21 protein-coding genes are annotated in these 19,370 nt (G+C 42.5%); 15 read left to right on the top strand and 6 right to left on the bottom strand.

Annotated features, from left to right (window positions below):
* Positions 1-8 precede the first annotated feature (8 nt).
* Positions 9-3,491, top strand: a complete 3,483-nt coding sequence (gene pyc / locus BVI01S_RS18045) for a pyruvate carboxylase (RefSeq protein WP_061811141.1) — start codon at positions 9-11, stop codon at positions 3,489-3,491.
* Between the two features lie 40 nt (positions 3,492-3,531).
* Here pyc and BVI01S_RS18040 read toward each other — a convergent pair whose 3' ends face one another.
* The gene (locus tag BVI01S_RS18040) at positions 3,532-4,449 is read right to left on the bottom strand and encodes a COX15/CtaA family protein (protein ID WP_034755964.1); all 918 of its coding nucleotides are present in this window, start codon (positions 4,447-4,449) and stop codon (positions 3,532-3,534) included.
* 479 nt (positions 4,450-4,928) lie between these two features.
* Between BVI01S_RS18040 and cyoE the strand changes: the two genes are divergently transcribed.
* The 7 genes from cyoE (at position 4,929) to BVI01S_RS18005 (ending at position 11,892) form a co-directional block, all read left to right on the top strand.
* A complete protein-coding gene (cyoE, locus tag BVI01S_RS18035; RefSeq protein WP_034755961.1) occupies positions 4,929-5,843 on the top strand; it encodes a heme o synthase in 915 nt (304 codons plus the stop codon).
* 101 nt (positions 5,844-5,944) lie between these two features.
* The gene (coxB, locus tag BVI01S_RS18030) at positions 5,945-7,021 is read left to right on the top strand and encodes a cytochrome c oxidase subunit II (protein ID WP_034755959.1); all 1,077 of its coding nucleotides are present in this window, start codon (positions 5,945-5,947) and stop codon (positions 7,019-7,021) included.
* Between the two features lie 29 nt (positions 7,022-7,050).
* Entirely contained in the window at positions 7,051-8,919 is a 1,869-nt protein-coding gene (ctaD, locus tag BVI01S_RS18025; protein ID WP_034755956.1) for a cytochrome c oxidase subunit I, read from the top strand.
* On the top strand, positions 8,919-9,548 hold the full coding sequence (locus BVI01S_RS18020) for a cytochrome (ubi)quinol oxidase subunit III (RefSeq protein ID WP_061811140.1): 630 nt from the start codon (positions 8,919-8,921) through the stop codon (positions 9,546-9,548). The genes ctaD and BVI01S_RS18020 overlap by 1 nt, the downstream gene beginning before the upstream one ends.
* A 4-nt stretch (positions 9,549-9,552) precedes the next feature.
* The gene (ctaF, locus tag BVI01S_RS18015) at positions 9,553-9,885 is read left to right on the top strand and encodes a cytochrome c oxidase subunit IVB (RefSeq protein WP_034755952.1); all 333 of its coding nucleotides are present in this window, start codon (positions 9,553-9,555) and stop codon (positions 9,883-9,885) included.
* Between the two features lie 535 nt (positions 9,886-10,420).
* A complete protein-coding gene (gene ctaG, locus BVI01S_RS18010) occupies positions 10,421-11,329 on the top strand; it encodes a cytochrome c oxidase assembly factor CtaG (protein WP_034755949.1) in 909 nt (302 codons plus the stop codon).
* A 101-nt stretch (positions 11,330-11,430) separates the two neighbouring features.
* A complete protein-coding gene (locus BVI01S_RS18005) occupies positions 11,431-11,892 on the top strand; it encodes a DUF420 domain-containing protein (RefSeq protein ID WP_034755946.1) in 462 nt (153 codons plus the stop codon).
* Positions 11,893-11,970: 78 nt separating this feature from the next.
* Here the strand turns inward: BVI01S_RS18005 and ytvI are convergent, their stop codons facing one another.
* Positions 11,971-13,029 (bottom strand): sporulation integral membrane protein YtvI, encoded by a 1,059-nt coding sequence (gene ytvI, locus BVI01S_RS18000; RefSeq protein WP_034755943.1) that lies wholly within the window; start codon positions 13,027-13,029, stop codon positions 11,971-11,973.
* 193 nt (positions 13,030-13,222) lie between these two features.
* Positions 13,223-13,582, bottom strand: a complete 360-nt coding sequence (locus BVI01S_RS17995; RefSeq protein ID WP_034755941.1) for a YugN family protein — start codon at positions 13,580-13,582, stop codon at positions 13,223-13,225.
* Positions 13,583-13,834: 252 nt separating this feature from the next.
* Here BVI01S_RS17995 and BVI01S_RS17990 point away from each other — a divergent pair, with 252 nt between their 5' ends.
* Positions 13,835-14,269: a CBS domain-containing protein gene (locus BVI01S_RS17990; RefSeq protein WP_034755938.1), complete on the top strand. Its 435-nt coding sequence runs from the start codon at positions 13,835-13,837 to the stop codon at positions 14,267-14,269.
* A gap of 253 nt (positions 14,270-14,522) precedes the next feature.
* On the top strand, positions 14,523-15,566 hold the full coding sequence (locus BVI01S_RS17985; protein ID WP_244886954.1) for a CAP domain-containing protein: 1,044 nt from the start codon (positions 14,523-14,525) through the stop codon (positions 15,564-15,566).
* Between the two features lie 35 nt (positions 15,567-15,601).
* On the opposite strand, the gene BVI01S_RS17980 is transcribed toward BVI01S_RS17985, so the two are convergent.
* Positions 15,602-16,090: a PaaI family thioesterase gene (locus BVI01S_RS17980; protein WP_034755935.1), complete on the bottom strand. Its 489-nt coding sequence runs from the start codon at positions 16,088-16,090 to the stop codon at positions 15,602-15,604.
* Positions 16,091-16,252: 162 nt separating this feature from the next.
* Here BVI01S_RS17980 and BVI01S_RS17975 point away from each other — a divergent pair, with 162 nt between their 5' ends.
* The 4 genes from BVI01S_RS17975 (at position 16,253) to BVI01S_RS17960 (ending at position 17,997) form a co-directional block, all read left to right on the top strand.
* The gene (locus tag BVI01S_RS17975) at positions 16,253-16,675 is read left to right on the top strand and encodes a YlbD family protein (RefSeq protein ID WP_034755933.1); all 423 of its coding nucleotides are present in this window, start codon (positions 16,253-16,255) and stop codon (positions 16,673-16,675) included.
* An 11-nt stretch (positions 16,676-16,686) separates the two neighbouring features.
* Positions 16,687-16,929: a YlbE-like family protein gene (locus BVI01S_RS17970; protein ID WP_034755930.1), complete on the top strand. Its 243-nt coding sequence runs from the start codon at positions 16,687-16,689 to the stop codon at positions 16,927-16,929.
* A gap of 93 nt (positions 16,930-17,022) precedes the next feature.
* Positions 17,023-17,415, top strand: a complete 393-nt coding sequence (locus BVI01S_RS17965) for a hypothetical protein (protein WP_051758155.1) — start codon at positions 17,023-17,025, stop codon at positions 17,413-17,415.
* Between the two features lie 135 nt (positions 17,416-17,550).
* On the top strand, positions 17,551-17,997 hold the full coding sequence (locus BVI01S_RS17960) for a YlbF/YmcA family competence regulator (protein ID WP_061811139.1): 447 nt from the start codon (positions 17,551-17,553) through the stop codon (positions 17,995-17,997).
* 67 nt (positions 17,998-18,064) lie between these two features.
* On the opposite strand, the gene BVI01S_RS17955 is transcribed toward BVI01S_RS17960, so the two are convergent.
* Positions 18,065-18,379, bottom strand: coding sequence for a hypothetical protein (locus BVI01S_RS17955; RefSeq protein ID WP_061811138.1), 315 nt, complete (start codon positions 18,377-18,379; stop codon positions 18,065-18,067).
* A 135-nt stretch (positions 18,380-18,514) separates the two neighbouring features.
* Here BVI01S_RS17955 and BVI01S_RS17950 point away from each other — a divergent pair, with 135 nt between their 5' ends.
* Positions 18,515-18,790 (top strand): YlbG family protein, encoded by a 276-nt coding sequence (locus BVI01S_RS17950; RefSeq protein WP_034755922.1) that lies wholly within the window; start codon positions 18,515-18,517, stop codon positions 18,788-18,790.
* Positions 18,791-18,871: 81 nt separating this feature from the next.
* Here the strand turns inward: BVI01S_RS17950 and BVI01S_RS17945 are convergent, their stop codons facing one another.
* Positions 18,872-19,261: a DUF7147 family protein gene (locus BVI01S_RS17945; RefSeq protein ID WP_034755919.1), complete on the bottom strand. Its 390-nt coding sequence runs from the start codon at positions 19,259-19,261 to the stop codon at positions 18,872-18,874.
* Positions 19,262-19,370 lie beyond the last annotated feature (109 nt).

The following is a 19,370-nucleotide window of genomic DNA, read 5'->3' as shown; positions in this document are numbered from 1 at the left end:
ACTTCAATATGGGGAATTTCAATCATGAACAGCCAAAAGGAGAGAGTGTATTGAAACGAATTAAAAAAGTACTGGTAGCAAACCGCGGAGAGATTGCCATCCGTGTATTCCGTGCATGTACGGAACTTAATATTAGAACCGTAGCGATCTATAGTAAAGAAGATTCAGGATCATATCATCGCTATAAAGCAGATGAAGCCTATTTGATAGGTGAGGGGAAAAAGCCTATTGATGCCTATCTCGATATAGAAGGGATCATCCGAATTGCAAAGAATGCAGATGTGGACGCCATCCACCCTGGATATGGCTTCCTGTCTGAAAATATCCATTTTGCAAGAAGGTGTGAAGAAGAAGGAATCACCTTTGTAGGGCCTCATTCTGAGCACTTAAATATGTTTGGTGACAAAGTGAAGGCACGCCATCAGGCACAGCTCGCGAATATTCCGGTCATTCCGGGTACTGATGGACCTGTAGATACATTGGAAGAAGTCATCAGCTTCGGGAAGGAAAACGGATTCCCGATCATCATTAAAGCCTCATTGGGTGGCGGTGGACGGGGAATGCGCATCGTCCGCAATCTTGAAAGCCTAAAAGAAGCCTATGAACGGGCTAAATCAGAAGCGAAGGCAGCCTTTGGCAATGATGAAATTTATGTAGAGAAATTTGTTGAAAATCCGAAGCACATTGAGGTCCAGATTCTTGGAGATCATGATGGTAACATCGTCCATCTGTATGAGCGTGATTGTTCCATTCAAAGACGCCATCAGAAGGTAGTGGAAATTGCACCTTCCGTATCGTTGAGCGACCGCTTGAGGGAAGATATCTGCGCGGCAGCCGTCCGGTTAATGGATAATGTCAAGTACGTGAATGCCGGGACCGTTGAGTTCCTTGTAGCAAATGATCAATTCTACTTCATCGAAGTAAATCCACGGGTTCAAGTGGAACACACCATTACGGAAATGGTGACGGGAGTGGACATTGTACAATCACAATTGATGATTGCCGAAGGATATGCCCTGCACAGCGATAAGCTTGGTATCCCTCTTCAGGATGACATCAGGACAAATGGATTTGCCATTCAATCCCGTGTGACAACGGAAGACCCATTGAACAACTTTATGCCTGATACCGGGAAAATCATGGCTTACCGCTCAGGTGGGGGCTTCGGGGTCCGTCTCGATGCCGGGAATGGATTCCAGGGTGCGGTCATTACACCTTATTACGATTCCCTTCTCGTGAAGCTTTCCACGTGGGCCCTTACATTCGAACAAGCTGCGTCTAAAATGGTCAGAAATCTTCAAGAATTTAGAATACGGGGAATCAAGACGAATATCCCGTTTTTAGAAAATGTCGTCAAGCATGAAAACTTCATTACGGGACAGTATGATACCTCGTTTATCGACACGACTCCTGAACTATTCATTTTCCCGATAAGGAAAGACCGTGGCACGAAAATGCTTTCGTATATCGGGAACGTAACCGTGAATGGATTCCCGGGAGTAGAGAAAAAGAAAAAACCTGTCTTCCAAAAACCCCGGGTACCGGCTCTTGATGTAAAGAAAGAGTTTCAACCCGGAACGAAACAAATCCTTGATCAGCATGGGGCGGACGGTCTGGTGAATTGGGTCAAAGAACAGAATTCAGTCCTCCTCACCGATACAACGTTCCGTGATGCCCATCAATCATTGCTGGCGACGCGTGTCAGAACAAATGATCTGAAACAGATAGCAGCACCGACATCTCAGTTGCTGCCTGATATGTTCTCCTATGAAATGTGGGGTGGAGCGACATTCGATGTGGCTTACCGCTTCCTTAAGGAAGACCCATGGAATCGATTGTTGACTTTGAGAGAGCGCATTCCTAATGTACTATTCCAAATGCTCCTTAGAGCATCCAATGCGGTAGGGTATAAGAACTATCCGGATAATGTAATCAGGGAATTCGTCGAGAAATCAGCGTTTGCCGGTATCGACGTCTTCAGGATTTTTGACAGCTTAAACTGGATCAAGGGAATGGAAGTGGCGATTGACGCCGTGAGACAAAGCGGGAAAATCGCAGAAGCGGCCATATGCTATACCGGTGATATCGATGACCCGACACGGACAAAATATGATATCGATTACTATAAAAACATGGCCAAAGAGCTCGAGGCAAGTGGGGCACATATTCTGGCCATCAAGGATATGGCGGGGCTGTTGAAGCCGCAGTCAGCCTACCGGTTGATTTCCGAACTGAAGGATACAGTGAGCCTGCCGATTCATCTGCATACACACGATACGAGCGGGAACGGAATCTACACATACGCAAGAGCCGTCGAAGCGGGTGTCGACATCGTCGATACGGCCCTTAGCACCATGTCCGGATTGACGTCCCAGCCTAGTGCCAATACGTTGTATTATGCGTTAAAAGGGACTGAAAGAGAACCGAATGTTAACATTGATTCCCTGGAAACCCTGTCTCACTATTGGGAAGACGTCCGGAAGTATTATACAGACTTTGAAAGTGGGATGATGTCACCGCATTCAGAAGTATACAAACACGAGATGCCAGGGGGGCAGTACAGCAACCTTCAGCAGCAGGCAAAAGCAGTTGGGCTCGGTCATCGCTGGGAAGAAGTCAAAGACATGTATGCAAGGGTCAATCATCTCTTCGGGGACATCGTCAAGGTGACTCCTTCTTCTAAAGTGGTCGGAGACATGGCTTTGTTTATGGTTCAAAACGATTTATCAGAAACAGACGTGCTCGAAAAAGGGGAGAAAATCGATTTTCCTGATTCAGTGGTTGAATTATTTGAAGGATCACTGGGTCAACCTCACGGAGGCTTTCCGAAAGAATTGCAGAGCGTAATCTTGAAAGGGCGCAATCCGTTGACGGTGCGACCTGGAGAACTGTTGGATGATGTGGACTTCACAGCCCTGAAAGAAAAACTCTTTGAAGATCTCGAGCGTCCTGTCACGAGTTTTGATGCCCTTGGATATGCCCTCTATCCGAAAGTATTCATGGAATACGCACGAACAATGGATCAATTCGGGGACATCTCGGTCCTTGATACCCCTACATTCTTATTTGGGATGAGGCTGGGTGAAGAAATTGAAGTGGAAATCGAAACAGGGAAGACGCTCATCGTGAAGCTTGTCTCGATTGGACAGGCTCAGGCAGATGGTACACGTATCGTTTACTTCGAACTAAATGGGCAGGCACGTGAAGTGGTCATTAAGGACGAAAGCATTAAATCCACTGTGGCGGCCAAAATGAAGGCTGATGCGAAAAATGAAAATCATATCGGTGCTTCTATGCCGGGAACGGTTATAAGGGTCATTGCAGAAAAAGGGGAAACGGTTGAAAAGGGAGATCATTTAATGATCACTGAAGCCATGAAGATGGAAACGACCGTACAGGCGCCTTTTGCAGGAACAGTTAAAGATATCTATGTGCAAAATGGGGATGCCATAAGCCCTGGGGATTTATTGATTGAAGTGAATAAAGCATAATGAAAAAGGATTCCGGTACCTGTACCGGAATCCTTTTATTCTATTGCTTCCGTTTACTTCTTGAAGCAAGAAGATTGAAGTAACACAATAATCCAAACAGACACGAAATGATCAAAGCATGCATTAAGGCAATCGCCAGGTTCAGTCTTGTGAACACTACGAGTGCACCACTCATTACTTGAAGACAAACCAGGGTAAAGGCGATGATCCAGCCCCAGTAGATCACTTTCTGATGCTTATGCTCTTTAATGGCAATGTAAGTGATATAGGCAATCCATAAGAAGATGAAGCCTGCTGCTGCCCTGTGCCCCATTTGGATCCATTCGTACAGGTTAGTGGGGAGACTTGGGGAGGAGTTGACACATAATGGCCAATCCTTGCACACCAGGCTGGACTCCGTATGCCTTACGAGTGCGCCGGTATAAACAACAAGATAACTATAAATCGTCACACCGACCGTATGAAATCTCATCCGTCTGTCGATGACCAATGAATTCGCATCAAATTTCTGGTCGACTTCAAAAATCAGCAGTGTCAATAATAATATGGAAGCAAAAGAGATGAGGGAAATTCCGAAATGGATGGCCAGGACGAAATCCGATTGCCCCCATAATACAGCTGCAGCACCGATTAGTCCCTGCAATACAAGAAAGAAGAAAGAAAGGGCTGCAAGGAATTTTGTTTCCCGTTTATAACCGATTGACCTCCATGACCAGATCGATAAAGCCAGAACCAATAACCCCACACCGCCTGATACAACACGATGTGCTAATTCTATAACAAGCTCAAATGTAATATCACTTGGAATGAACTGTCCGTTACAAAGGGGCCAAGATCGCCCGCAGCCCATACCGGATTCCGTCTTCGTCACCAGGGCTCCACCCAACAGGACGAATAACATACCCAGGGTAGTCAGAACGGCAAGCCACTTTAATCCTTTGTGAACACCTTTTTGCAATCTATTCACCTTCTTAATTAAAAGACTCTACACACTTTCTATAAATAAATATAGTAGAAAAATATATATGCCTCTACGATATTACATAATAGGTGTGAAAAACTCAACCGATAAAATGTTACAGAATTATGAGCATTTATCTAGGGAGAATAGTGAATAGTAATAGTAGGGAAGGACTAATTTGCGTAAAAACAAAATCTGTAAGCGCTTAGCTGTGTTTTATGGTATGATGGGATTAAAATGTTTGTAGAAATTGTGAAGAAACTTCTGCGTCTTCCTTTCTTCACAATTTCTTCACATAATTGTCTAATTCTCCCCCAAAAAGGAAAAAATATATGGTTTAATATAATATTGATAGCATATATACTATTTCTTATCTGTGGATGTTTTTACAGATGAATATAGAAATAGTTAATCATTTCCTATATAGTATAGAGGTGGCAACAAACCTCTTGCCTTTTATAGAGAGGAGAGAGAAAATGTCTAACAGTCGAATTATGACAGACGTTGAAAAAGCAGATGTGACAGCTTCAACTGCTTGGAAGGATTTTTTAGCGCTCATTAAAATTGGGATCGTTAATTCCAATTTAATTACAACCTTTACAGGTATGTGGTTAGCCTTTTATTTTACGAATACACACTTTCTGAATTCCCTGGATATCATGTTTCTTACGTTGATAGGTTCTTCCCTGATTATTGCGGGGTCCTGCTCCATTAACAATGTATATGACCGGGACATCGATCATCTGATGGAAAGAACGAAGGAACGGCCAACCGTAACAGGCAAAATCAATGGACCAAAGGCATTGTCCCTTGGGTTAATCATGATTGCGGTCGGTCTGATCATGTTATTCATGACAACCGTCACTGCGGGTGTCATTGGGTTGATCGGGGTATTTAGTTACGTTGTATTATATACAATGTGGTCAAAAAGAAAATATGTAAGCAACACAATTGTTGGAAGTATCTCAGGTGCGGTTCCGCCGCTGATCGGCTGGGCAGCAGTAGATGCAAACCTGGATGTAGTCGCCTGGGTACTGTTCCTGATGATGTTTATCTGGCAGCCTCCTCATTTCTACGCGTTAGCGATGAAAAGAGTGGAAGAATATAGAGCAGCCAGTATACCGATGCTTCCAGTAGTGAAAGGATTCGCTACAACGAAGCACCATATCGTAGCATGGGTTGCAGCCCTTTTACCCCTTCCTTTCTTCTTGATGGATCTCGGAATGTTCTTCTTTATTCTGGCAACGGCCTTTAACATCGGCTGGCTGGCACTTGGTCTGGCAGGGTATAAAATGAAAGACGATATTAAGTGGTCAAAGCTTATGTTTGTCTATTCATTAAATTACTTGACTATCTTGTTCGTAGCGATGGTCATCGTTACGGTACTTTAAGATTAGCGGGAATTCTTTCTGTTAAGAAATCCAAATAGATATTTTTATGGGTCCTTGTTTTATTCAAAGTAAATTACATGAAAGAGGGGTTTGATTAAGCTATGAAAGCAAGGCTATCTAAGTGGCGCTTATTTTCAGTTGTAGCAATGTTGGCGCTAGTTCTATCTGGCTGTGGAGAGCCATTTCTCTCCACACTGCAGCCAGCTGGTGAAGTAGCACAGACACAATATGATTTGATGATACTTGCTACATTAATTATGGTATTGGTCATCATTGTAGTCATGGTTGTCTATATGGTTGCGATCGTTCGTTTCCGTAGAAAGAAAGGGGATACAAAAATCCCTAAGCAGGTAGAGGGGAGTCACACACTTGAAATTGTGTGGACCGTTATCCCGATCATCCTACTTCTTATCCTTGCTGTTCCGACTGTTACCGCAACGTTCCAGTTAGCGGATACAAAAGCGATGGATAAAAAGGATGCAGACGGAAATCGTGAGGCATTGGTCGTAAATGTACGTGCCAACCTTTACTGGTGGGAGTTCGAGTATCCTGATGAAAAGATCATTACATCTCAAGACTTAGTTGTCCCGACTGACCAGAAGGTATATTTCAATGTGACAGCTTCAGATGTAAAACACTCATTCTGGATTCCAGCAGCAGGAGGAAAGATTGATACAAACGTAGATGGTGTGAATAAATTCTTCCTTGAGTTCGACGGGAAAAAGGCCGAAGAAGCAGGCGGATTATTCTATGGAAAATGTGCCGAGTTATGTGGTCCTTCCCACGCTTTAATGGACTTTAAAGTTAAAGCGCTTCCTAAAGAAGAATTTACAGCATGGGTTGAAGATATGAAAAATGCAGGAGAACCGAAACCGACTTCTGATTTAGCCCAACAAGGACAAGAAATCTTCAACAAAAAATGCTTAAGCTGTCACGCGGTATCACCGCAGGATGGAAGACCTGAATCTGCTCGACTTGCTCCTAACTTATCCAATTTCGGTGAACGTTCACGTATCGCTGGCGTATTGGATCACAATAAAGAAGAGTTGAAAAATTGGATCTCAGATCCTGAGCAGTACAAACCAGGTAATAAAATGACAGGTACATATGGTAACCTGCAGGAAGATGAAATTGATGCACTTGCAGAGTATTTAATGGGCTTAAAGGTTCAAGATTAATTGGGGATTAGTAAAAGGGAGGTTTAATCGTGAGTAGCTATTCACAGAAAAAAGGCTTCGGCGCGACTGTATGGGACTACATGACAACAGTGGACCATAAAAAGATCGCCATCCTTTACCTAATGGCAGGGGGATTCTTCTTCCTTGTCGGTGGTTTAGAAGCTCTTATCATTCGTATACAACTTGCCGTTCCTAACAACGACTTTGTTAGCGCTGGTTTATACAACGAATTATTAACGATGCACGGTACGACGATGATATTCCTGGCTGCCATGCCGCTGATATTTGCATTTATGAATGCTGTTGTACCACTGCAGATCGGTGCCCGTGACGTTGCGTTTCCTTTCGTAAACTCATTAGGGTTCTGGTTATTCTTCCTAGGGGGAGTATTCCTGAATCTTTCATGGTTCATGGGAGGGGCTCCAGATGCAGGATGGACATCTTATGCATCTCTTTCCCTGGCATCACCGGGTCATGGAATCGACTTCTATGTATTGGGGTTACAGATTGCCGGTGCGGGGACATTGATAGGTGGTATCAACTTCCTTGTAACGATCATTAACATGCGTGCTCCAGGAATGACATATATGCGTATGCCACTTTTCACCTGGACAGTATTTGTTACATCGGCACTTATCTTATTCGCATTTCCTGCCTTGACAGTAGGTTTGTTCCTAATGTTATTCGATCGTATGTTCGGAGCGAATTTCTTCGATGTAGCAAATGGAGGGAATACGATTATCTGGGAACACTTCTTCTGGATTTTCGGTCACCCTGAGGTATACATCCTTGTACTGCCTGCGTTCGGGATTTTCTCAGAGATCATTCCACACTTCTCTAGAAAACGCTTATTCGGTTACTCATCCATGGTATTTGCGACCGTATTGATCGGTTTCCTAGGATTCATGGTTTGGGCCCACCACATGTTCACGGTTGGTTTAGGACCTATCGCGAATGCTATATTCGCGGTTGCTACAATGGCAATTGCCGTTCCGACGGGTATCAAGATCTTTAACTGGCTCCTTACTATGTGGGGAGGAAGTCTTAGATTCACGACTCCTATGCTATATGCTGTAGCATTCATCCCTACTTTCGTAGCGGGTGGGGTAACGGGAATCATGCTGGCTTCTGCCGCGGCAGATTACCAGTTCCATGATACGTATTTCGTTGTTGCCCACTTCCATTATGTTATCGTAGGTGGGGTAGTATTTGCCCTACTAGCAGGTACTCATTATTACTGGCCAAAAATGTTTGGAACCATGTTGAACGATTTCTTAGGAAAGATCGCGTTCTGGTTATTCTTTATCGGCTTCCACCTGACGTTCTTCATCCAGCATTTCCTTGGATTGATGGGAATGCCGCGTCGTGTATGGACATTCTTGCCTGGTCAAGGATTCGAAACGGCTAACTTAATCAGCTCCATCGGTGCAGGATTCATGGGTGTGGCTGTAATCGTTTATGTCATCAATATCATTTCAACACAAGTTAAAGGTGTAAAAGTATCCAACGACCCTTGGGGAGACGGACGTACCATTGAATGGGCAATCCCGTCACCACCACCGTTCTATAATTTTAAACAAACACCACTTATCCGTGGGTTGGATGCTTATTGGTTAGAGAAAATGGAAGGGAATAAAGGATTGACTCCAGCTGAACCTATTGGTGATATCCATATGCCTAATAATTCCATTTTACCTTTCTTTATCTCTCTGGGATTATTCATTGCGGCATTTGGTGCCATGTATCATGTAGATGATAAAGCATGGGCACTGCCTGTTCTCATCATCGGTATGCTTATCACATTGGGATCCATGTTCCTTCGTTCTGTTGTAGATGACCACGGTTATCATGTGCATAAAGAAGATTTAATGGATGACGATAAAGGGGGTAAGGCATAATGCAAGCTGAAGAAAAATTCACGCCAAAGACCTGGCCGGCCTCCCCTGAAAAGGCGACCCTTGAGGGGAAAAATAAATTTATGGGCTTCTGGTTTTTCCTTGGTGGAGAAACGGTCCTTTTCGGCTCTCTTTTTGCAACGTATTTAGCTCTTAAAAACAGAGTTCCTAGTGATAGCCATGCTCTCACTACTGATCTTTTTGATTTACCGCTTTCCTTTTTAGCAACGATGCTGCTTTTAACAAGCTCGCTGACAAGTGTCTATGCGATGTATCATATGAAAAACTTTAATTTCCAGAGGATGCAGGCCTGGTTATTGATCACTGTGCTTTTAGGTGCAGGCTTCCTTGGATTAGAGATTTATGAGTTTAATCATTACGTACACGAATATGGGCATACTTTTACTAGTAGTGCCTTTGGTTCAGCCTTTTACACACTTGTAGGATTCCACGGGGGGCACGTTGCATTCGGTCTTCTATGGATCGTCAGCTTGATGCTTCGCAATGCGAAACGTGGTTTGAATCTGTACAATGCTCCGAAGTTCTACTTAGCTTCACTATACTGGCACTTCATCGACGTTGTATGGGTATTTATCTTTACAGTAGTATACTTAATGGGAATGGTGGGATAAACTGATGGCGAATCAACAATCAACTTCAGGTAACCCAAGTGTAGATTACGAGTATCGTCGTAAGAAGAATGCAGAAGACATGAAAATGCAGTTAACATCCTTCATGTTAATGATTTTCTTAACATTGGTGGCATTTATCGCTGTAGCAGGGGATTTCGATAAGTACTTTGTTGTACCATTCATTCTCCTACTAGCAGTCGTTCAGCTGGTGTTTCAACTGTATTACTTCATGCATATGAGTCATAAGGGTCATGAAGCTCCTTCATTGTTCCTGTATTCTGGTGCACTTGTTGCATTTATCACAGTGTTAACATTTTTAACAATTGTATGGATCTAAAGAAAAGTCAGCCGTTTGGCTGGCTTTTTTTGTGCTTGTCGGGGCTGTTCAAGGCGCCTCTGCTTTTAGATTGTCCAGCTCCGCCTCCTTGTCCCTCGAGGTCATAAGCTAAATGGTCCAAGAAGGCAAAGAACGCCTTCCCGGCCCATTCATCTTATGCTTGTCGGGCCAGAACAGTCGGCTCCGCTTTTCGATTGTCCAGCTCCGCCTCCTTGTCCCTCGAGGTCATAAGCTAAATGGTCCAAGAAGGCAAAGAACGCCTTCCTGGCCCATTCATCTTATGCTTGTCGGGCCAACCCAGTCGGCTCCGCTTTTCGATTGTCCAGCTCCGGCGCCTAGCCCCTCGAGGTCATAAGTCGAATCAACCAAAATGGCAAAGGACGCCATTCCGGTTGATTCGCCTTATGCTTGTTGGGGCTGTTCAAGGCGCCTCCGCTTTTCTAATGTTCAAGAACTTGTCATGACCTCGCATTGAAGTGGGGGAGGGTTGTCAGTATAATGGGGGTAGGTGTAAATTGTGAAATGAGGTGAGAAGATGCCTTTGGGTATTTTTGGATTTATGGCGTTATGGAGCCCGTTTTTTCTTATGACGCTGGTGTTTATGACGGTACTCTATTTTTTGATTACGATAAAGTGGAGGGACAGCTTCAGGGATAGCAGGAAGCTGACTGGAAAGGAAGCAGCGTTTTTCCTTGTTTCGATGGTTTTATTATATGCCATCAAGGGTTCGCCTGTTGAGGTTCTGAGCGGGATATTGTTTTCTGCCCATATGACACAGATGGCCTTTTTATATCTTGTCTTTACACCATTATTGATTTTGGGAATACCGGATTGGGTTTGGAAGGCAACGATTGAATTGCCGGTCGTGAAACAGATATTCAGCTTTATGACCAAGCCGCTGATTTCCTTATTGTCATTCAATCTGGTTTTTTCGATATACCATATCCCGTTAATTTTTGATAATGTACGGACGGATGTCACTCTACACGCTTTGACCACGTTCATATTATTCATTCTTGCCGTATTTATGTGGTGGCCACTGATTAATCCGGTGGATGAAGATATTGAATTAAGTGGTTTAAAACGAATCGGGTATATCTTGGGAAGCGCCGTGTTATTGACCCCGGCATGCGGATTGATCATCTTCGCCGAAAACCCGATGTATGCGACTTATTATGATCCAAACGAATGGCTTCAAGCGTTATCTCTATGTGTACCTGTGAATACACTAGAAGGGTTGACACTTACAGGTCCGGAATTATTCACGTCCATGTCGACTCTCAATGATCAACAGCTTGGGGGAGTCCTGATGAAGATTATTCAGGAAATTGTGTTTGGAGTCGTGCTATTTAATCTGTTCTTCCAATGGTATAGAAAGGATCAGGAGCAGCAAGAGAAGCTTTCCTATGATCCGGTTGCTGATTCAACTCTGCCAGAACAATAAATTGCGTATACAGGGATATCCGGGAGTGTGGTTATTCCTGTATGTACATAGGTGCCTTGAAAGATACCGGTTAGAATTTTTTAGAAAAGAGAGGAAACGAGATGGATTTACCTATTTTACCTACCATTAGCACGAGTTTCATCGTGTTAAGTGCTGTTACTGTGGCAATAGGTTGGTGGCAGATTAAACAAAGAAAGATTGAACAACATCAGAAAACGATGACGCTTGCGGGGATCTTCGCCCTTATCTTTTTCGTTATTTACTTGAGCAGGACGATTTTTGTCGGGAACACATCATTTGGCGGTCCTGATGATATCAAGGTCTATTATACGATCTTCCTGGTCTTTCATATCACTCTCGCGACCACAGGCGCCGTATTTGGCATCTTAAGCCTTTGGACAGGGTATAAGGATCGGCTGAAAACCCATCGCAAGCTTGGTCCGATTACAAGCTTCATCTGGTTTTTTACGGCCATCACAGGGGTTGCCGTTTATCTTCTGCTTTACGTTTTCTACAAAGGTGGAGAGACAACGTCCGTTATTAGGGCTATACTGGGATATTAATAAAAACCGCTATGCGAAATAAGCATAGCGGTTTTTTGTATATAAAAAAGCAAATCCCGAACAGCGGGATTTGCCCTTTTATACTTTGAAGTTGGTTTTTATGATTCCTGCTTCTTTAGCGGAGTTGAACACAATGAGAAGCAATGGGCCGATAATGAATCCCAATACCCCAAATAACTTAAGGCCAAGGTACATGGCAATGAGCGTAGCAAGGGGGGACAATCCGATATGGCTTCCCATTACCTTCGGCTCTACTGTTCGTCTGATGATCAACAATATGGCGGCCAGCACCGCTAATTGGGTTCCGAGAGCGATGTTTCCAGTCAAGAGATGGAAGATTGCCCATGGGCCCAATACAACGATGGAACCGATCAGTGGAATGAAATCAATCACCCAGATGATGATGGACATGACAATCGCCACATCAGGAGCTATGAAAAGAAGCCCGATCAAGGAAACGATAAAGATGATGATACTGACGAGAAATTGCGCCTTAAAGAATCCAAATATCACGTAGGTAAGTCTGGACGTCATAAAGGTTACTTTCTCAGCTGTTCTTTCTGTCAGATGACCATAAATGGATTTCTTGATCCTGGGCAGATCCAGCATGAATAGAAAAAGTGCGATTAAGTAGACAAGAAAACTTACCAGGTAATTCGGTATATACGACAAAAACACGCTGATTCTTTCTATGTTGAATGAATTCAGAATCTTTGTTTTACCACTCTCCAGAAAGCTCTGGACATCATCACTGAAGCTCTTGACCAATTCATCGGGAAGATCCTCGGTTGCATTCAACAATCGATCTTCATAATCCAGCCAGATATCGCTCAATTGATTAACGTATTTGGGTGCATCTTCAATAAGCTTAATTCCTTCTCCGACCACTTTAGTGGTGACGAAAAACGAGGTAACACTGATGAGGAGCAGAAACAGAATGAAGACGGAAAGGACTGCGAATCTCCGTTTTGTTGAAAAGCGTTTTTGGATGAAACCTACAGCAGGCTCAAGAAAAAGAGCGGTGATGATCGCAGTGATCAATGTTACGGATACCGGCAGAATAAAAAATGCAATTAATGCTATCAGTAAGATGACTAATGAGATCATCCATACTTTTTTAGTGAAAAACTTGGACAATGGTGTACCCCTTTCTAACAGGAACCTCTTCCTTTTATTATATTAGAGTCAGAGAAGAATGAACAGTGGGAAGAAAGTGAAATTTTGAAGGTTTTGTTTCCGTTTAGAACAGGGTGTAATGAAGTGCCTTTCGTACAAATGGCCATATAGAAAAGACTGTCCACAAGGCGGACAGTCTTTTCTATATGGGCTATTACCATGCAAAGTTCGTTGCATCTTTTTTTACATCAGCTAAGAGCTTTTCGCAAGAAGTGACAAGATGTTTAGGGAACTCTTCACCTTCGCCATATTCAACTCCGTGCGGGTAGTAATGTTTCCCGAGTAGAGGAGTCATTAATTGGATAACAGCATCATGCTTTCCGACATCCCCCTCGACTGCAAGGCCCTGGATCCGTAAATAGAAAATGCCTTCTCTAATTTCAAATTTACGGTCATAGGTTACACGCTCGTAATCCCATTGACCAGCACGGACCAATCCATGGGATTCCATGATTTCGTCCAATCGGTTTAAATCGACTTTTAAGCTTTCAAATTCAGTTGCTTCAAAACGCATAATATTTTCCTCCTATATTGGCTTGCATGAGAGTGACGGATACATTGCTATCCCCATGCTGTCCGTATCGTAGAAGCATTTATGTACATTGATACTAAATGCGGTATGTCTCATACTTAATAATAGTGGAAAAAACTTTTTCTTGCAATGTCTTGAATCATTTGAATTGGGTGATTTTTAAAAAGGTGAATATCTTTCATGTTAAAGCCGGAAAATAGGAAATGAAATATTTTGAATAACAGGAGGGATAAGATGACTCAAATCAAGGATATCATGACGAAGGATGTAGAGACCTGTTCATTACTCGACAATGTATATGAGGTGGCTCTTAAAATGAAAGAATATAATATTGGTTCCATTCCCATTCTGGATGGAGAAAAAATAGTGGGAGTGATGACGGACCGGGATATAGTCCTCCGCTGTATTGCTGAAAAGCATCCTGCTTCTTCAAAGGTAGAGGATATTATGAGTAAACACCTAATCACCACTGGGCCGGAAACCTCAGTTGAGGAAGCTGCCCATATGATGGCCGAAAATCAGATCAGGAGGCTTCCTGTAGTTCAAGGAGAGAGATTGATCGGAATGATATCCTTAGGCGACCTCGCCATAAGGGAAACGTTAGGTAAAGAGGCGTATACAGCCCTGGAAAATATATCGGAACCACACTTTAGTAATAAGCCACTTTAGTTAAAAGAAGATCCGGACGATCATTCGACATTCATTTATTGAAAATCGAATTCGTTCGGATTTTTGATTTTTGTAAAATTTTTTGTGAAAAGATTGAAAGAGTACGTCAGTTTTAGTACGGGTAAAAATATGCTATTCTTTATGGTAGACACAATTTAATAATCCGATTAGTGTATACTATTTATAGTAACGTTGACCTATTTATTCATGGGGAAAGAGAGGAGGGGAGATCCTGAAAACCGTTTTACGTGTTTTGATCATATTTGTCATTATTTTAATTATTGGTATTTATCAAGGTCAAAAGCAGGAAAACAAACCATTAAAGGGACCAGAAACCCAGACTCTTAAGGAAGACAAAGAGAACCAGGTGAATCAATCCATCGAGACACCAGGGGAAAGACCCGCTTCCGGCTTATCCACCTGGATAGGCAAAGATACGAAAATGGTAAAGGAATCATTTGGGGACCCGGAAAGAGTCGAACCCAGTCCGTACGGATATGATTGGTGGGTTTATCCGATTTCAACTAAACAATACATACAAATGGGTGTTGTAAATGATAAGGTGGTTACCTTATATGCCATCGGGAATCAGGTGGATGTGGCACCTTATAAGCTTGGACAGCGCCTGGAAGATATTTATCGTTTTACCATTGTCGAATCTGAAATCGTTGTGAACGATGATTCAGGAGCTTATCAATTTGAATTGAATGAAGAAGATTTGAATACACGCCTTCTCGTACCCCTCGGAAATATCTATGCTCAGCTTTATTTGGACAAAATCACAGGCCGACTGACGAGTATCCGATTTCTGGATAGCCGCACATTGATCGAGATGCATCCGTATGAAATGATGTATCGTGGTGAGCTCGCTGAGGAAACGGAACCGAGTGAAGACGAATGGGATAAAGTGAATACAGCAAGTGAACAGCAGATATTTGATATTACAAATGTAATCAGACATCAGTTTGATGAAGAAACTCTCGAGTGGGATGAGGAAACGGCGGAGGTAGCAAGGGGACATAGTAAAGAAATGTATGAAGAGGATTACTTCTCCCATGATTCACCTACCCTCGGGGATCTTACTCAGCGATTGGAACAAGGGGATGTACGTTTTAAGACAGCTGGGGAAAACATCGCGTCGCAATATATGGATGCCCCGGAAGCTGTGCATGGCTGGCTCAATTCAGAAGGTCATAGGAAGATCCTGCTGGAGAAGAATTTCACCCATCTTGGCGTAGGTGTTTACAAACGATTTTACACCCAGAATTTCATAGAGAAAATGAATGAAGAAGAATAAAAAGGTGGATTCTCCAGAACGGAGAATCCACCTTTTTATTGATTCTTTTTGAAAATAAAAAAAGAACCCGTTGAGTGAGCTACGATTTTACCGTCAGAACTTACGACTTTACCGTCCACTACAATCGTTTTGCTTCCTTGATGAACGACTGTCGCATGGGCAGTGAGGCGTTCACCTACACCGGGTGCCAGGTAGTGGACATTTAAGTTTGTCGTCACTGCGCCATATCCTTCGGGAAGCATCATGTTTGCCAGGGTACCCATAGCAGTATCAACGAGGGTAGCGGTGACACCACCATGTACAATTTCAAGCGAGTTATATGTAACGGGAGAGATCGGGATGCTCACCTCTAAGTTCCCGTCTGTCATTTTTCTGTCCATGGCGAAGATCCCGCCGATGATTGATCCATTTTCACTGTTTTTCTTCCGCTGTATACCTTCGAGCAGCTGGTTCATAATCAGGAGATCTTCATCGGTAGCTCCTGTCATACATTCATTAAATAATTTTTTTACCTGTTCTCTCATGTTTAAACATCCTTTTAAAGTATTCACAGTCAGCACTGAACTGTTGGGACAACGATTGGGCAATTACATGTAAATATTACTACAAAAAGGAATGTATCACCATTCTTTTCAACTTTTCATAAAGTATAGTAGGTAGAAGCCTGTAATGGAGGTGTTCATATTATGGGGAAATCATTACACCCTAAAGTCAAAGAATTTAAAGGTTTTGTGAAAAAGCATCCAAAAATCATTAAGGATGTACGAAACGGCGATGCTAATTGGCAGGATCTCTTTGAAGACTGGTATTTGCTTGGGGAAGATGATACAAGGTGGGATAAATATAGGACAGAGTCAGAGAAAGAGAATGAAAAGACTTCGACCAATTCCGAAAGTAAAGGAGGGTGGATGGACCAGGTGGGAGAAATGGTGAAGAAAATGGACGCTAATCAATTGCAGCAGCATATCAACAGCTTAAGTGAAGCTCTTGGAACCGTTCAGGGAGTTCTCAGTCAATTTCAATCAGGTAACAATAGGGGATCCGGTACAGCGACCAAAACGGAAGCTCCATCCAAACCTTCCCATCCATTTTCTTTCCGAAAAGATTAAGGGGGTAAAATATGAGAGCGGACATCATTGAATATATTTACGGTAAAGAAGACCTGAAATTATTTCTAAGGGATCAACCCCAGTGGTATCGCACACTTTCCCGAAATCCAAATGAACTTGAAAAATTTGAAATCGCGTCCATCAATCATTTTGAAAAAACGATTCCACACAGGGTTCAAAAATTTTCGAATGGAGTACAGATGGCTTCCATGATGATCAGTATGTTTCAATCAATGAATAGTGCCGACAATTAAGGTGCTATTTTTTTTGTCGTTATCTGGACAAATAATATTTGAGTAAAAAAGGGATCGATAGGGCAAGGCTATAGGTAAGGAGTGGTGTAAACGATGAAGAAAATGATGATGTTAGCCTTCGCTTTACTAGTATTAAGCGGTTGTAAGGAAAAGATGCCTGAACCGGAAAGCTTCTCGTTCGCTAATAAGGTGGAGGCGGCCAATCGAGAGCAAAAGCCTGTTTCCATCAAACATATGGTTCAGGGAAATCAAGTGTATATAGAATGCATTGTACCGGGTGTTACATTCACATCAGAAAAAAAGGGCGCCAAAAAAGGAAAAATCATTGTCAGATCCAATACAGGGAATTTATATAAAGAATATCACACGGCTGCCTTTGTCATTAAAGGTTTACCCAAAGGTGTGCACCTATTAAATGTTGAAATTGTAGGGAAAAATAACCAGTCATTTGGGATGAAGGAACAATTTTATGTGACCATTCAATAAGACGCCCGAGAACTTCACCGCCACATTTCGGCGGTGTTTTATTTTAGTCTATTGCCTTCGATTTTAAAATATCGAATTTGCCTATTCGCTTCCTTCCGTAAAACATGTTAAAATATCGTTACGGAGGTGGGCGTTATGCTTGCTACTATTGAAAGAATGGAAATATTGGATTCAGCTGACGAATTATCTCAGTGGATAGTAGAATCTGATGTGGCAGAGAATTATCGTAAGTCTTTATATAAACTGCGTAACAATACTGAAACCCAGCGAAAGGTCCAAACCTTTTCACGGATGAAAGAGAGTTACGAAGAAGTACAACGCTTTGGCAGATACCATCCTGACTACAAAACCATCATGAAAGAAATCCGGGAAGTTAAGCGGGAGATGGATCTTGATGAGAATGTGGCAGAATTCCGCAGAGCCGAAAACGAGTTGCAGGATCTCCTTGATCAGGTGAGCCTTGTGATCGGACATTCCGTCTCTAAAAATGTGAAGGTTCCATCAGGAAATCCTTTCTTCTCAAGTGGGGGATCCTGTGGAGGCGGCTGCGGTTCAGGTGGAAGCTGCGGTTGTTCGGCGTGACAAAACAAATAAAAGAAAGAGCGGACTGAATATGTCTGCTCTTTCTTTTATTTCAAGGGGATTTCACCTATTGTTTTAACCGTACACAATCCACACAGAGATTCCCACAGCAAAACATTTTTTCCTGGGGAACAAAGAACCGGTGGCGATACACATATAAAAATTCTTTCTCCCTGAAAAAAATAGTATCAGAATGCATTCTCTTTCCACGCATGGCTTTAGCCGACCATTTCTTGATGCAGTATTCAATTTCATTTTTCGGTTTCTTAGATCGAATATAGATGAATGGAATGCCGGCACTCCATTTTACTTGTGCTTCTTCAATTCCGTCCTCTTCTTTCAGGTGTTCAATGAAATAGTCCCAAATCACGCTCAAGTCCATGTATGCCCTCCGTTCTCTCGATATGCACTATTTACTTTACACTCCATTTAAGGAAAGATCATCCCATTACTTATTGCTTACCCACACGCTATTATGCTAGACTTAAAAAAAAGTGATTCCTAGAGGGGAAACTATATGTTAACAGAAAGACAAGGTTTAGTTGTTTGGTTACATAGCTTGAAGCATGCCAAGTCCCTTAGACGATTTGGAAATGTTCACTATGTATCGAAAAAAATGAAATATGTGGTGCTGTATTGCAATCAGGACGAACTGGACTCTGTGATGGAAAGAATCTCTGCTTATTCATACGTGAAGAGAGTCGATCCTTCCTTTAAGCCATTTATCAAGTCCGTCTTTGAAAATTCACGTCCTGATAAAGCAAAGGAATACGATTACAAAATGGGATTTTAAGAATGGCTGCCAAAGAATATTATCTTGGCAGCTTTTTTCATTGGACTGTCACATCAATCTGTTTAAGTCGCGAGGCGCCGGTCATTGCAGAGGCAGAATATAATGATTCAATCTCAAAATGGCAATCAAATGCTGATAGTACAGTGCATTTTCCGGAAATAGAGTCGAGGGCTTAACATCCATTTGAATGATGACCCTGCCAAGCTTCTCGGCTGTCTCCTCAAATAGTGAGTAGCGCTGGTTCGGTGTAATATTAGGATTGGGAATTCCTTCACGGCATACATAAATGGCCTGGAATTTCCCTTGTTCCGTCGGTTTCATTACAAGGGCCAAAGAAGTGACAGCGCGGTCCTTCACAATGGTATGGAATGCGAGCATATGCTGTAAACGTTCTTCATTCGCTTTCGCAAGCTCCAAAAGCTCATAAATATCTGAATAACCTTCTCCTAATTCAATAAAACGTTGAATCATTGTATTATTCCCCTTTTCTTACCAAGTTCATCAATTCCTTATTATTTCAAAACTGAAGACATAAGTAAAGACGCTATTTTAGACGCTCATGTTTTGCTTTAGAAGAAGC

It is taken from the genome of Rossellomorea vietnamensis NBRC 101237 (assembly GCF_001591825.1).
Classification (GTDB): Bacteria; Bacillota; Bacilli; order Bacillales; family Bacillaceae_B; genus Rossellomorea; species Rossellomorea vietnamensis.
Note: the sequence above shows the minus strand (reverse complement) of the source record. Positions and strands in the feature narration are given on the sequence as shown.